11 protein-coding genes and 1 riboswitch are annotated in these 14476 nt (G+C 66.8%); of the genes, 5 read left to right on the forward strand and 6 right to left on the reverse strand.

What is annotated here, in order from left to right; genetic code table 11:
• Nucleotides 1-60: 60 nt before the first annotated feature.
• Complete coding sequence (gene ahcY, locus AC2EBU_RS08970; RefSeq protein ID WP_484610010.1) at nucleotides 61-1500, reverse strand: adenosylhomocysteinase; 1440 nt, start codon at nucleotides 1498-1500, stop codon at nucleotides 61-63.
• Nucleotides 1501-1565: 65 nt separating this feature from the next.
• Nucleotides 1566-1656: riboswitch (S-adenosyl-L-homocysteine riboswitch) on the reverse strand.
• Nucleotides 1657-1818: 162 nt separating this feature from the next.
• On the opposite strand from ahcY, the gene AC2EBU_RS08975 reads away from it, so the two are divergent.
• From AC2EBU_RS08975 to AC2EBU_RS08995, 5 genes are all read left to right on the forward strand, one after another.
• Nucleotides 1819-3375, forward strand: coding sequence for a WS/DGAT/MGAT family O-acyltransferase (locus tag AC2EBU_RS08975; protein WP_484610011.1), 1557 nt, complete (start codon nucleotides 1819-1821; stop codon nucleotides 3373-3375).
• Nucleotides 3376-3457: 82 nt separating this feature from the next.
• Nucleotides 3458-5086 (forward strand): peptide chain release factor 3, encoded by a 1629-nt coding sequence (locus AC2EBU_RS08980; protein WP_484610012.1) that lies wholly within the window; start codon nucleotides 3458-3460, stop codon nucleotides 5084-5086.
• A gap of 114 nt (nucleotides 5087-5200) precedes the next feature.
• Entirely contained in the window at nucleotides 5201-6022 is an 822-nt protein-coding gene (locus tag AC2EBU_RS08985; protein ID WP_484610013.1) for an HAD family hydrolase, read from the forward strand.
• A gap of 126 nt (nucleotides 6023-6148) precedes the next feature.
• Nucleotides 6149-6958 (forward strand): hypothetical protein, encoded by an 810-nt coding sequence (locus tag AC2EBU_RS08990; RefSeq protein ID WP_484610014.1) that lies wholly within the window; start codon nucleotides 6149-6151, stop codon nucleotides 6956-6958.
• A 59-nt stretch (nucleotides 6959-7017) separates the two neighbouring features.
• The gene (locus tag AC2EBU_RS08995) at nucleotides 7018-7716 is read left to right on the forward strand and encodes a hypothetical protein (RefSeq protein WP_484610015.1); all 699 of its coding nucleotides are present in this window, start codon (nucleotides 7018-7020) and stop codon (nucleotides 7714-7716) included.
• A 23-nt stretch (nucleotides 7717-7739) separates the two neighbouring features.
• Here AC2EBU_RS08995 and AC2EBU_RS09000 read toward each other — a convergent pair whose 3' ends face one another.
• The 5 genes from AC2EBU_RS09000 to AC2EBU_RS09020 form a co-directional block, all read right to left on the reverse strand.
• Nucleotides 7740-8705, reverse strand: coding sequence for a tripartite tricarboxylate transporter substrate binding protein (locus AC2EBU_RS09000; protein ID WP_484610016.1), 966 nt, complete (start codon nucleotides 8703-8705; stop codon nucleotides 7740-7742).
• Nucleotides 8706-8822: 117 nt separating this feature from the next.
• Nucleotides 8823-10988 carry a 3'-5' exonuclease gene (locus AC2EBU_RS09005; protein ID WP_484610017.1) on the reverse strand — a complete coding sequence of 722 codons (2166 nt, stop codon included), beginning with the start codon at nucleotides 10986-10988 and terminating at the stop codon, nucleotides 8823-8825.
• Entirely contained in the window at nucleotides 10985-11359 is a 375-nt protein-coding gene (locus AC2EBU_RS09010) for a response regulator transcription factor (RefSeq protein ID WP_484610018.1), read from the reverse strand. The genes AC2EBU_RS09005 and AC2EBU_RS09010 overlap by 4 nt, the downstream gene beginning before the upstream one ends.
• 13 nt (nucleotides 11360-11372) lie before the next feature.
• The gene (locus tag AC2EBU_RS09015) at nucleotides 11373-14120 is read right to left on the reverse strand and encodes an ATP-binding protein (RefSeq protein WP_484610019.1); all 2748 of its coding nucleotides are present in this window, start codon (nucleotides 14118-14120) and stop codon (nucleotides 11373-11375) included.
• Between the two features lie 13 nt (nucleotides 14121-14133).
• Nucleotides 14134-14349 carry a hypothetical protein gene (locus AC2EBU_RS09020; RefSeq protein WP_484610020.1) on the reverse strand — a complete coding sequence of 72 codons (216 nt, stop codon included), beginning with the start codon at nucleotides 14347-14349 and terminating at the stop codon, nucleotides 14134-14136.
• Nucleotides 14350-14476 lie beyond the last annotated feature (127 nt).

Genomic DNA, 14476 nt, shown 5'->3' on the forward strand with positions numbered 1-14476 from the left:
GGCGGATTCCGTGGCTGACCCGCCACGAAGCATCCGGACCACGCAGCCGCGCTGACGACCTCAATAGCGGTAGGTGTCCGGCTTGTACGGGCCTTGCTTGGGCACACCGATGTAGGCGGCCTGCTCGTCGCTCAGCTCGGTCAGCATCGCGCCCACCTTCTTCAGGTGCAGGCGGGCCACTTTTTCGTCCAGGTGCTTGGGCAGCACGTAGACCTTGCCCTGCTCGTAATAGTCGCTGTGCGTGAACAGCTCGATCTGGGCGATGGTCTGGTTGGCAAAGCTGGACGACATCACGAAGCTGGGGTGGCCGGTGCCGCAGCCCAGGTTCACCAGCCGGCCCTTGGCCAGCAGGATGATGCGTTTGCCGTCCGGGAAGATCACATGGTCCACCTGGGGCTTCACTTCTTCCCAGCGGCACTTTTCCTCCAGGCGGGCCACCTGGATTTCATTGTCGAAATGGCCGATGTTGCAGACGATGGCCTGGTCCTTCATCGCGCTCATGTGCTCGAAGGTGATCACGTCGCGGTTGCCGGTGGTGGTGACGAAGATGTCGCCCTTGTCGGCGGCCCAGTCCATGGTGACGACCTTGTAGCCTTCCATGGCGGCCTGCAGGGCGTTGATCGGGTCGATCTCGGTCACCCACACCTGGGCCGACAGCGCGCGCAGGGCCTGGGCGCTGCCTTTGCCCACGTCGCCGTAGCCGCAGACCACGGCCACCTTGCCGGCGATCATCACGTCGGTGGCGCGCTTGATGCCGTCCACCAGCGATTCGCGGCAGCCGTAGAGGTTGTCAAACTTGCTCTTGGTGACCGAGTCGTTCACGTTGATGGCGCGGAACATCAGGCTGCCCTTGGCCGACATTTCCTTCAGGCGGTGCACGCCGGTGGTGGTTTCTTCGGTCACGCCGATGATCTGGGCGCTCTTGCGGCTGTACCAGGTCGGGTCCACCGCCAGCTTGGCGCGGATGGAGGCATACAGGATGCGCTCTTCCTCACTGTGGCCGTCACCGGCGACCAGCGACGCGTCTTTCTCGGCACGCTTGCCCAGGTGCATCAGCAGCGTGGCGTCGCCACCGTCGTCCAGGATCATGTTCGGGCCTTCGCCGTCGGTGCCAGCCGCGCCGAAGTCGAAGATGCGGTGGGTGTAGTCCCAGTAGTCGGCCAGCGTCTCACCCTTGACGGCGAACACCGGCGTGCCACCGGCGGCAATGGCGGCGGCGGCATGGTCCTGGGTGGAAAAGATGTTGCACGAGGCCCAGCGCACCTGCGCGCCCAGCGCCTGCAGCGTCTCGATCAGCACGGCCGTCTGGATGGTCATGTGCAGGCTGCCGGTGATGCGCGCGCCCTTCAGCGGTTGCTTGGCCGCGAATTCCTCGCGGATGGCCATCAGGCCGGGCATTTCGGTCTCCGCGATGCGGATTTCCTTGCGGCCCCAGTCGGCCAGGGTGATGTCGGCGATGGCGCAGTCGGTCAGGACGGCAGGATTGGTTCGGGCGTTCATGTGTACTCCACAACAGATCAGTTGACAAAGCCACCGCCGGGGGGAATCAGGCTCACCACACGGACAGTGGATGAGCGTCGTTGCGAAGAAGGGTTCCGAGCCTCACGCTCCGCCAGGGACCAACGGCCCCGGGGGCGCTGCAACGCTCCTCGGAAGCTGCGCATTATATAAAAGACGGCATTCCCCCTGCTGGCGACGACCCGGGAGCCGCCCCGGCCCCGATGTCCCACAGGGGACCGCCCGCCACCAAGGCCGTTTGGCCCGTTGCGGTGGCGGGCGTAGACTTGCGGCCACCCGTCCCACGCCGGAGACCGACCCATGAAACATCTCAGCGGGCTTGACGCCGCTTTCCTGCACATCGAATCACCCGAGATGCCGATGCACATCGGCTCGTTGAACGTGTTGCGGCTGCCCGATGGCTACCAAGGCGATTTCTACGAAGACGTCAAGGCCCACATGGCCTCGCGTATCCACCTGGCCGAGTTGTTTACCCGCAAGCTGGTGCTGATGCCCTTCGACCTGTCCGACCCGGTCTGGGTGGAAGACGACGACTTTGACCTCGACTACCACGTCCGCCATATCACCCTGCCCAAACCCGGCACCAACCGGCAGCTGCAGCAATATGTGGCCCGGCTGCATTCGTCGCTGCTCGACCGCAGCCGCCCGCTGTGGGAGTTTTTTGTCATTGACGGCCTCAAGAGCGGCGAGGTGGCGCTCTACACCAAAGCCCACCATGCAGGCATCGACGGGCAGGCCGGCATCGCGGTGGCGCAGGCGATTTTTGACACGGCGCCCACCGGCCGTGTGGTGCGCCCGCCGCGGGCACGCATCAAGCGCAGCAGCCACCAGCTGGGGCTGGCCGAGCTGGCCGGCGCGGCCGTACGCCACACCGCGGTGCAGTACGCCAAGCTCGCGCGCATGGCGCCGGGCATGGTGCGTGCCGTGCGCGAGGCTTTTGCCCGCCCGCAGGATGACGGCCCCGCCACCGCCCCGCCTTCGCTGGCCAGCCGGCTGGACCTGTTTGCGCCCCGCACGGCGCTCAACGTCAGCATCACCAATCAGCGGGCATTCGCCGGACGCACCGTCCCGCTGGCCGAGGTCAAGCAGATCGCCCACGCGCTGGGCGTGTCGGTCAACGATGTGGTGCTGGCAACCACCGGGGGAGCCATCGACCGTTTCCTGCGCGAACTCGGTGAAAAGCCGGCCAAGTCACTGGTCGCCGCCGTCCCGGTCAGCCTGCGCGACGCCGGCGACGCCACCGGCAACAATCAGGTCAGCATGGTGACCATGACACTGGCCACCGACATCCGCGACCCCGCCGCCCGGGCGCGCCACATCCACGAAGCGACCAGCGCAACCAAGGCGCGGATGAGCCGGCTCAAGGCGGTGATCCCGACCGACTTTCCCATCATCGGTTCGCCCTGGCTGATTTCCGGGCTTGCCGCACTGGTCAGCCGGTCGCGGCTGATGAATATCGTGCCGCCCTTGGCGAACGTGATCGTCTCCAACGTGCCCGGACCGAATTTCCCCCTGTACTTTGCCGGCGCCGAACTCACCAGCTACTACCCGGTGTCGATTCCGGCCCATGGCGTGGCGCTCAATGTCACGGTGCAAAGCTACAACGGCCGGCTGGACTACGGACTGATCGCATGTCGTCGCGTACTGCCCGATGTGGCCGACCTCGGGGATCTGATCGTGGACGAACATCGCCGCCTTCTGCAGGCGGCGCGGCAGACCGCTGAGGCCGCCGTGGCCCAGGACGCGCACGCCCCCCGGATCACAGACACCACGGCATCCGCAGCGCCGGCCGCGCCCACAAGACGCCGCGCAGCCAGCCCGGGACGCAAGGTCCGAACGGCGGGGCCGGCCGCCTGAAACGGCGGGTCGGTAAAATCCAGCCCCTTCGACCCGCGCCGCCCGGACCGGCGGGCCTGCCCTTTCCCTTCGGATCTCCACCGTGTCCTACGCCCACGAAACCCGGCGCCGCCGCACCTTTGCCATCATTTCCCACCCCGACGCCGGCAAGACCACGCTGACGGAAAAACTGCTGCTCTTCTCCGGCGCGATCCAGATCGCCGGCAGCGTGAAGGCGCGCAAGGCCAGCCGCCACGCGACCAGCGACTGGATGGAAATCGAGAAGCAGCGCGGCATTTCCGTCGCTTCGTCGGTGATGCAGATGCTGTACCGCGACCACGTGGTCAATCTGCTCGACACCCCCGGCCACAAGGACTTTTCGGAAGACACCTACCGCGTGCTGACGGCCGTGGACTCGGCGCTGATGGTGATCGACGCCGCCAACGGCGTGGAGGCGCAGACGCGCCGCCTGATCGAGGTCTGCCGCCAGCGCGACACGCCCATCATCACCTTTGTCAACAAGATGGACCGCGAGGTGCGCGACCCGCTGGACATCCTCGACGAAGTGGAGCGCGAACTCGGCATGCCCTGCGTGCCCATGACCTGGCCGGTGGGCCAGGGCAAAAGCTTCGGCGGCATCGTGAACCTGCGCACCCAGGCCATGACCGTGTTCGAGTCCGGTAGCGAACGCCGCCCGCAGGACTTCGAGACCGTGCCGCTGACCGACCCGGCCTCCCTGAAGGCCCGCTTCGGCCACGACTGGGACACCGCCATGGAGAGCATGGAACTGGCCACCGGCGCCTCGCCGGCCTTCGACCGCGAGGCCTTTCTCGCCGGCAAACAGACGCCGGTGTTCTTCGGCTCCGGCGTGAACAACTTCGGTGTCATGGAAGTGCTGGACGCGCTGGTGGACCTGGCACCCTCGCCCGGCCCGCGCAAGAGCTCGCTCCTCGTCAACAGGCAGCCGGTGGAAAAGACCGTGCTGCCCGACGATGAAGGCTTTGCCGGCGTGGTGTTCAAGGTGCAGGCCAACATGGACGCCAACCACCGCGATCGCATCGCCTTCGTGCGCGTGGCCTCGGGCAAGTACACGCCGGGCATGAAGCTCAAGGTGCAGCGCACCGCCAAGGAGCTGCGCCCCACCAGCGTGGTGACCTTCATGAGCCAGCGTCGCGAGGCGGTCGACGAGGCCTACGCCGGCGACATCATCGGCTTCACCACCCACGGCGGCGTGCAGCTGGGCGACACCATCACCGACGGCGCCAACCTGCAGTTCACCGGCCTGCCCTTCTTCGCGCCCGAGCTGTTCATGACCGTGATCCTGAAAAACCCGCTGCGCACCAAACAACTGCAGACCGGGCTGGACCAGCTCGGCGAGGAAGGTGCGATCCAGGTCTTCAAGCCTGAGATCGGCGGCCCCATGCTGCTGGGCGCGGTCGGCCAGCTGCAGTTCGAGGTGGTGCAACACCGCCTCAAGAGCGAGTACGACTGCGACGTGCGCCTGGAGGGCTGCCAATACACCGGCGCGCGCTGGATCACCGCCGACACGCCGGCCGAGCTGCGCGAGTTCACCAACGCCTACCCCCAACGCCTGGCGCTGGACGCCGCCGGCACCCTGGCCTACCTGTGCACCAGCCCATATGACGTGCGGCTGGCGCAGGAGCGCTTTCCGAAAATCCACTTCCACCCGCTGCGCGAACATGCGGGGCTGGCGCTGGGCTCGGCGGGGTGATGTGGCGCCCCCTGCTGGTCGCTGCAAGCACGGCACCATTTTCAGCGGGGGCAGCGGCCCGGCGGCGGGCCGGCCTCGCCCGCTCGCACTGAACGTCTGGAAGTGCCCCCGCCCATGAAACCCCTCGCCGACTGGCCGCTGGACGAGCGGCGCGCCATCCGCGGGGTGTTCACCGACATCGACGACACCCTGACCACCCACGGCACCATCACCGACGATGCCCTGGCCGCACTGGCCGCACTGCGGTCCGCCGGCCTGAGGGTCATCGCGATCACCGGTCGGCCGGTCGGATGGGCCGAACCCAAGGCTCTGGACTGGCCGGTTGATGCTGTGGTGGCCGAAAACGGCTCAGTCGCGCTGTTTTCAGGCAAAAACTGCCAATACCCAGCGGAAAAAGGTGATTTTTCGCTATCGAAAATATACCAACTGGATGCCGCTACCCGCGACGAACACTCCCGCCGCCTGCGCCAGGCGGCGGCGCGGGTGCTGCGCGAGGTCCCCGGGGTGAACCTGTCGCGGGACGCCGCCGGGCGCGAGACCGACATCGCCTTTGACCACGCCGAGTTCGATTGCCTGGCGCCGGAACAGATCGACGCCATCGAAGCCGTGCTGCGCGCCGAGGGGCTGTTCACCACCCGCAGCAGCATCCACACCCACGGCGCCGTGAACCCCTTCGACAAATGGAGTGGCGCCGTCTGGGCCGCCCGAACGCTGCTGGGCCGCGACCTGCCGGCCGAGCTGGACCGCTGGGTCGCCGTGGGCGACTCGGGCAACGACGAAGCGATGTTCCGGCATTTCCGCCACAGCGTCGGTGTCGCCAACATCATCCACGCCGCACCCCGGATGCAGCACCTGCCGCGCTACGTCACCGTGGGCGCACGCGGCGCGGGCTTTGCCGAACTGGCGCAGGCGCTGCTGGCGGCACGCGGGCACTGAAGCCGCGCACCCGGCATTCCGCCCCCTTTCCCCTACCGTCATCAGGGTTGAGTACGCCACGGGTGACGGTGGCCCCGGCGAGGCATACAGTGGTTCGGCCCATGGCTTTTCGCAAGGAGAAACACCATGCACCGCATCGACACCGGACGCCGCTGGGTCCTGATCGCGCTGGCAACGACGTCGAGCATCGCGGCAGCGCAGACACCGGTGGCCAAGCCGGCCGAAGCTGTGGATGCCCGCGGACAGCTTGCCCGCCTGAACCGCCTGTCCGTGCTCAGCGACCGCATCACCCGTTGCGCCGTCCAGCGACATCTGGGGGTGCTGACTTCCCAGGCTGAAAAGGTGCTGGCCGGTGTGTTGCGGGAAGCCCGAACCCTGATCGACGAACTCTCGCCGCTGGACAAATCCAACAGCCTGCGGGCGGGCTGGGCCAACGCCCGCACCGCGTACCGGAGCTACCTGCAAGCCGCCGAAAAACTGGACCCGAAAGACCGCGAAGGGCTGGTGAGACTGGCCAAAGAAGCCGACGATCTGGACGAGAAGGTCACCGCGGTGAGCGACCAGATCCTCAAGGAATCGGGCAACCCGGCCGCCGCCATCCTCAACTTGACCACCGAAATGCAGCGCCTGACGCAACACCTGGCTGTGCATTTCCTGCTGGCGCGCGCCGGCGTCGACGAAAAGGCCAACGCCGAGGAAGTGACCACGGCCCGCGGCAGCTTTACCAAACTGCTGGCGGAGCTGAAAGCCTCGCCGATCCAGTCCCCTGCCATCGCCAGCCAGATGCAGTTGCTGGAAGGCCAGTGGATCTTCATGAATTCCGCGCTGGGCGCGACGGTCCGCAGCCAGCAGTCCCTGGAGGCCGCCAGCACCACCTCGGAGCGCACGCTGGAGGTGCTTTCGCAACTCCAGACCCAGTTCGAATCGGCCCGTTGACAACCAACCGGCCCTTGCCACGATCCGGGCGCACCGATGCCCACCACCAGGAGTCACCGATGAACCCGATCACCCCGTTGATGCCGCATTCCCGTTGGCTGGCCGCTGCACTGTCCCTGTGGTGTGCCGGCGCCTTCGCCGAAGCGCCCATGGTCACCGACGACGCCGGCACCCTGGGCAAGGGCGGCTACAAGGTCGAGTTCGAATGGGCCCGCGAGGGCAGCGTGCGCGGGCCGGCGCTGGGCTTCGGCTTCGCACCGGTCGAACACCTGGAGATCGGCCTGGTGGTGGCCCGCGCCTCGGACCACGCGACGGTGCCGTCCACCGCCGAGCGCACCACCGGGCTGTCGTTCAAATGGGTGCCGCTGACATGGGGCGAGACCACGGCCGGCCTGAAACTGGAGCTGGCAAACGCCCGGCCGGATGGAGCGCCGCGGGTGCGCGACACCGCGTTGACCCTGTTGCTCACCCACCGCTATGACGGCGGCCATGCCGTGCACCTGAATCTGGGCCATGCGGTCGCGCGGCCGCAGGGCGGCCCCAGCCAGTCGGTCAACACCTGGTCCATCGGCGGGGAATGGGCGTTGAGCCCCACCGTTTCCCTGACCGGCGACCTGTTCGGCGACTCCGGCCCGGGCGACACCGGCCGCCAGCTCGGCCTGCGCTGGCGCGTGCAGGAGGGCGTGGCGCTCTCCATCGGTCTGGGCCGCCAGAACGGCCAGAATCTGGGACGCGCCGTCGCAGCGTGGGAGTTCTGAGGGGTGCGCCACCTGGCACCCGCTTACGACGCCTTCGCCAGCCCGAGCTTCTCCACCAGTGCTTTTTCCCGCGCAAAGGTCTCCTGCGCGAACTTCAGATACGCGGCGCTGCTCATGTACATGGGCACCATGTCGTAGCGTTTGAGCGCGGAGATGTAGCTCTCCTGCTCCATCGCCTGTTTGAAAGCGTCGTGCAGGCGTTTGACCACGGCGGGCGGCGTGCCTTTCGGGGCGCCGATGCCAAAGGGGGAGTTCTGTACCAGGTCCAGGCCCAGCTCCTTGAGCGTGGGCGCATCGGGGAATTTGGCCAGGCGCTCGGCGCCCCAGGTGTTGAGCACCCGCAGCTTGCCCGCCTCGACCTGGGGCGCGAAGCCGGTGGAATCGGCCGCTGCCATGATGTTGCCGCCCAGAATGGACTGCATCAGGTCCGCGCTGCCCCGGTAGGGCACATGCACCAGTTGCAGGCCGAGCTTCTGGGCGATGAGCTCCATGGTCAGGTGCGGGCTGGTCATCGTGCCGGTGGAGCCGTAGGTGAGTTTGCCCGGGTTGGCCTTGGCCCAGCCCACGAAATGGGTCCATGTGCGCAGCGGCGAGTCCGCCGGAACCACCAGCCCGAAGGCGTAGCCGGTCACGTTGAGCACGTAGGTGATGTCTTTGATCGGATCCCAGGTGAGTTTGGTGGTGTAGGGCAGGCGGAACACCCCCAGCGGGATTTGCGCCAGGGTGTGGCCGTCGGCCGCTGCCGTCTGCAAGCCCTGGGCCGGCAGGGTGCCGCCAGCGCCAGGCTTGTTCTCAACGATGACCGGCTGGCCCAGAATCTTGCTGGCGTTGTCGGCCAGGGCGCGCATGGTGATGTCGGTCGGGCCGCCCGCCGGGAAGGCAATGACCAGCCTGATCGGTTTGGTCGGAAATCCGCCCTGCGCGGAAACCCCCAGGGCGGGGGCAGCAAGCGTGGCGGCGGCAAGACGGGCAAATTGGCGGCGTTTCATGGGGCGAAGTCTCCGATGCAGGCAAACAAAACCCGATTGAACGAAGGGCCCAGGCCGGGGTCAAGGCGGAAACCCCCAACACTGTCTCCATGTCGACAGCGTGGCGCGTCATGGTCTTCAGTACTTCAGGCGCGCGTAGTAGGTTTTCTGAGCCGCATCGCGGGCCTCGCGCAGCGTGTGGATGCCCTTCTCCTGCAGCAGCGGAATCAGACGCAATAGCACTTCGGCTGTCACGATGGCGTCGCCCAGCGCGGTATGCCGGCCGAGCACGGTGATGTTGAAGCGCTCGGCAATCGCCTCCAGACGGTGCGACTCCTGGTTCGGATGCACCACCGCCGACAGCAGCAAGGTGTCGAGCACCGGCTGGTGAAACGACAGGCCCGTGCTGGCCTCCTTGAGCTGCAGGAACTTCATGTCGAACGCCGCGTTGTGGGCCACCAGAACGGTGTCCTGGGCGAAGGCATGGAAGGCCGGTAGCACCTGTCCGATGCGGGGCTTGCCTTGCACCATGTCCGGCGTGATGCCATGGATCGGAATGGATTCGGCAGGAATGTCCCGCGCGGGATCCACGAGCTGCTCGAAGGCCTCCTGCCGCAGAAGCCGCCCGTTCACTACCCGTATGGCGCCGATCTGAATGATCTCATCGCCCTGTGAAGGATTCAGCCCGGTGGTCTCGGTATCGAACACGGTGAACGACAGCAGCGAAAGCGGCCGGTCATCCAGGGCGCTGTCTGTCTCCGTGCCCTGAAAAAGATCAAAGTCGTAATACTCGGGCCGGCTTTCGTTGACCAGCACCTGCGCGGCCTCCAGCTGCTCCGAGGCATTGGCCAGCGGCAGCAGGAAGCGGAAGAAAGCCTCGTGGCGCAGGCGCTCGCGCTCGAACCACATTTCGCCGCCATGGCGGTCGACCACGTCGCGCACGCTCAGCGGCGTGCTTTCCGACCCGAACCGCATCGGATCGGCTTCCCAGCTCATCACGGTTTCGGTGCTCATGGCGTGCCCTTCCCAGATCAGGTCCAGGCGGGCGCGTCCCTCCGCCGACTGCAGGCGCAGCCGCAGGAAGCGCACCTCAAACTCCTCGAACAGCCGAGTCGACAGATAGGTCAGCGCTTGAATCAGCGAAAAGCTGTCCACATGCAGCCAGACCGAGGCATCGACCTCGGCCGTGGGCACGGAACGACCGGTCACCGCCTCGATGCGCCGCTGCGCGGCCAGCAGCAGGTCCGCACCCAGCATCTCTTCCAGCGGCCAGCGGGTCTTGAGGCCCTGGGTCGTGGTGTGGGCCAGGTCCGCGATGCGCCGGCTCATGGCCGAGACTTCGTCGCCGACGATGCCCAGGAAGCGCTCGCGCATGTCCGGCTCCAGATCGGGCAAGGCCAGCATGTCGACGGCGGTCTGCATGCTGGCCAGCGAAGACCGGCTGCGCTCCGTCAGGCCGTGCATCAGCTGGTCGCGTTGGTGCTCCTCCTGAAAACTGCGCGTCACATTGTCGAGCATCAGCACGAAACCGCTCAGCGCCGGCTCACCCGCCGCCGCGTCGCTGACTCGCACCGGCGCCATCTGGGCCCGCAGCAGCTGGCCCGAGCGGGTGGTCGTGACAAATTGCGCCGAGGGACTTCCAGCGCCGCGCGCCATGCGCAGGTGGATGCTCTCCAGCGCGTGCGCCACCAGTTGCCGGTCGAACACACCGTAAATGGACCGCCCGATGCCGATCAGCTCGGCGCCGTCGGCCAGGGTTGGCGACTGTGACAGTGCCCGAAACTGCAGCCGCGCCCGGTTGTTGTACAGCACGATGCGGCCGTCGAGGTTGCACACGACCACGCTCTGCGTCAGTTCGGACATCAACGCCGCCAGTCGGTTGCGCTCCTGCTGGATGCTGCGGCTGGCCTCCTGCACCCGTTCGGCCATGTTGCGTCGCAGCTCGTCGCGCTGGCCGGCCAGCTCATTGATGGCCTGTGCAAGGTCTTGGATCCCTTTCGGGCCGGAGGCCGCCACGGGCGGAGCGCCCTCGGTCGACACCAGTGCCCGGGCCTGATCGGCGATGCGGGCGGGTGTGACCATTGCCGGCATCAGGTAGCGCCGGATCAGTCCGGCCACCACCATCACCGCGAAGACCCAGCTCATCAGCGCCAGCGCCCAGCGCGGCGCCAGCAGCTGCTGCACCAGTGAACGATCCGCTGGCTCCAGCGTCAACATCACCAGGGCGACGGTCAGACCGAGCCAGGCGGCCAGCGCCAGCGCGGCCAGCCCAGTCACCAGCAGCAGGCGGCGTTCAGCGGTCATGCGTTGCCCTCAAGCATGTCAGCGATCTTCTGCACCAGTTCACGGGTGGCGAAGGGCTTGGTCATGTAGGCGTCCGCACCGAGCGCCTGGCCTTTGGCGACGTCGGTGTCACGGCCTTTCGCCGTCAGCATCAGGATCTTCAGCGCGGCAAAACGTTCGTCCGCCCGCAAGGCCTGGCAGACCTCGAAGCCGTTCTTGCGCGGCATCATGACGTCCAGCAGCAGCAGGTCGGGGCATTCCCGACCCACCGCGTCCAGCGCCTCCTGGCCGTCGCGGGCGACGGTGACCTGGTAGCCCTCGCGTTTGAGCAAGTACTCCAGCGAGATCAGGATGTTGGGCTCGTCATCGGCAATCAGCAGCTTGCGCGTCATGGAAACGCTCCTTTCAGGATGAGGATCCGGACGGGACTGGCGCCCCGAACGGCAGGAAAAACGCGAAACAGGCGCCCCCGCCGGGCGCCGGCTCCAGCCAGAGCCGACCGCCGAAGCGCTCGACAATCTGGCGGCTGATCGGCAGGCCCAGACCGGTGCCACCGGGGCGGTAGTGGTCATCGCCGCTGACCTGCCGGAACTTCTCGAACACCCGCTCGCGTTGCTCCAGCGGGACGCCCGGTCCGTTGTCCTGTACCTGTACCTTGACCCCGTCCGGCGATTCCTGCAGGCTCAGCCGCACCCGACCGCCGTCCTGCGGCGCGTACTTGGCCGCGTTGGAGAGCAGGTTGAGCACCACCTGGGTGATGCGATCGGCATCGGCCTGCAGCGGAGCAACCTGCTCGGGGAGCTCCAGCGACAGGGTGATGCCGCGCTCCCGCATCAGCTCGGCCAAGCTGCCGGCGGCCTGCTCCAGCAGCGCACGCATGTCCACGGCGGTGTTGTGCCATTCGGCGTGGCCGGCCTCGATCTTGGCCATGTCCAGCACCTGGTTGACGAGCCGGCTCAGGCGCTCGGCCTCGACGACCACAATGCCCAGGAACTGCTGCCGCTGCTCCGCCGGCATGTCCGGTTCGTCGCGGATGAGCTCCGCCATGGCGCGGATCGAGGTCAGCGGCGTGCGCAACTCGTGGGTGACCGAGGACATGAAATCGTCCTTGAGCCGATCCAGGCTGGTGAGCTGCTCGTTGGCCTGGCGCAGCTCGGCCGTCGCGCGTTCCAGCGAGACCGACTTTTCTTCGAGCGCGTGTGAATAGGCCCGAAGCTGCGAGGCTTCATCCAGGATGCGCATCACGTCCTGCAGATCCAGCGCCTCTTCTTCGACCGTCGATGCCACCATCACCCGCGCCGACGCGCTGCCGATGGCGCCGGCGAGCTGGGTTTCGACAAACTGCACCAGCCGCGCATCCGCCACCAGAGCCTGCACCGTGCCGCCCGCCTGCTCCTGCGCGTAGCCATCGATCAGGCGCTGCGCCCGCTCGACACCGAGAAAGCGGGCCAGCAAGGCCTGCAGCGCGGGGGCCTGGGCCCGTCCCTGCCAGAACACCGGCTGTCTGGCATCGGATCGCCGGTCCACATCGACAAACAACAGCGCCTGACTGGCTTCGGCGGCAGTGGGCAGGCGCCAGAGCGACACGCCCACATAGGCCCCGATGTTGAGCAACAGGCTCCAGAACAGCGAATGCGTCAGGTTGTCCAGCGCCCCCAGGCCGAGCAGCGCCTCCGGCTTGAGCCAGACGATGCCAAACAGCCCATCGCGCAGAAAGCCGTCGTCCAGCCAGCCGGATTTGGCCAGCGAGGGCAGCATCAAGGTGTAGGCCCAGCACAGAAAGCCGGCCAGCAGGCCGGCCATCGCGCCGTGGCGGGTGCCCCCCTTCCAGTACATGCCGCCGAGCAAGGCAGGAGCAAACTGCGCCACCGCGGCAAAACTGATGAGGCCGATGCTCACCAGCGCATAGGCTTCGCCGGCGAGATGGAAGTACAGGTAGCCCAACATCAGGATGACCAGAATGGCCAGCCGGCGGATGCCCAGCAGCATCCCGGTCAGGTCCGCCGCCGAACGGGCACCGAAGCGCCGGGTGCGCAGCAACCAGGGCATGACCAGATCGTTGCAGACCATGGTCGAGACGGCGATGGCTTCGACGATCACCATGCCGGTGGCCGCCGACAGGCCACCGACAAAGGCCGCAAGCGCCAGCATCGTCCACCCTTGCGCCAGCGGCAAGGACAGCACGAACATCTCGGCGTTCATCCGCCCGGGTCCGAAATGCAGCAGGCCGCCGATGGCGATCGGCAACACGAAGAGGTTGATGAGGAGCAGATACAGCGGAAAAACCCACACGGCCCGCCTGAGGTGCGACTCGTGCACGTTTTCGACCACCATGACCTGAAACTGCCGGGGCAGGAAGATCACCGACAGCATGGCCAGCAGCGTCAGCCCCGCCCATTGGGAATACGCGAAAGGCTGTCCCTGGCCGAACTGCAACAGGCGACGAATGCCGTCGTCGCCACGGGCGCGAGCGAACAGATCCCCCAGTCCGTTGAACAACCCGTAGGTGACAAACAGACCCACCGCCACAAAGGCCAGCAGCTTGACCAGGGATTCGAAAGCGATGGCCGCCACCATCCCCTCATGCCGTTCGGTGGTGTCCAGGTGCCGCGCGCCGAAGACGATGGTGAAGCCAGCCAGCGCCAGCGCGAAGTACAGCGTGCTGTCGGCCCACCAGGGGCCGGCCCGCGCGGCCATGGCCCCCAGCGGCGAGGTCATCACCGCGTAGGCGCTGGAAATGCCTTTGAGCTGCAAGGCCATGTAGGGCACGATGCCGACCACCGTGATCAGCGTCACCAGACCGGCCAGCGACGGGCTCTTGCCGTAACGGCTGGCAATGAAATCGGCGATCGAGGTGATGCGGTAGGCGCGGGCGATGCGGATCATCTTGCGCACCACCAGCCAGGCCAGGATCATGGCGAGCATCGGCCCCAGGTAGATGGGCAGGAACCACACGCCGGACCCGGCCGCGCGGCCGACGCTGCCGAAATAGGTCCAGGCGCTGCAGTACACCGCCAGGGACAGCGCGTAGACCCAGGCGTTGCCGATAACCGATCGCCCCGCCTGCGCCCGTCGGTCCGCCCACCAGGCGATGGCGAACAACGCCAGCAAGTAGGCAAACGAAACCGCAATGAGCAGGGAGGCGGGCAACACCGGAATGCTCGCCTCAGCGCGTGCCTTGTGCCGGTTCGGGAGAACGCTCGACCACCCAGGCCAGCAGGCCGATCAGCAAGGCCCAGATGGCGAACAACGCCACGGGGAATAGAGGAAGACCCAACCAGTGGGAGTCATGGTCCCACAGGGCCAACAGGGGAAAGTTCAGCAACGCGACAGCCACCCCGAACAGGGCGACCAGGCGCTGTGTCACCAGAACATCGGGCATCAGAAGTCTCCTTTGATCCGCGCATCGTGGGCACGGTCTTTTTTTTCGCTTCCCATTTTGCGCCGTGCACTGACCATGGCCTTACTTGCCCAGTCCCGGCGCACGGTTCCACCGAGCCCTGCACGCG

The organism is Curvibacter sp. T50, from assembly GCF_057219955.1.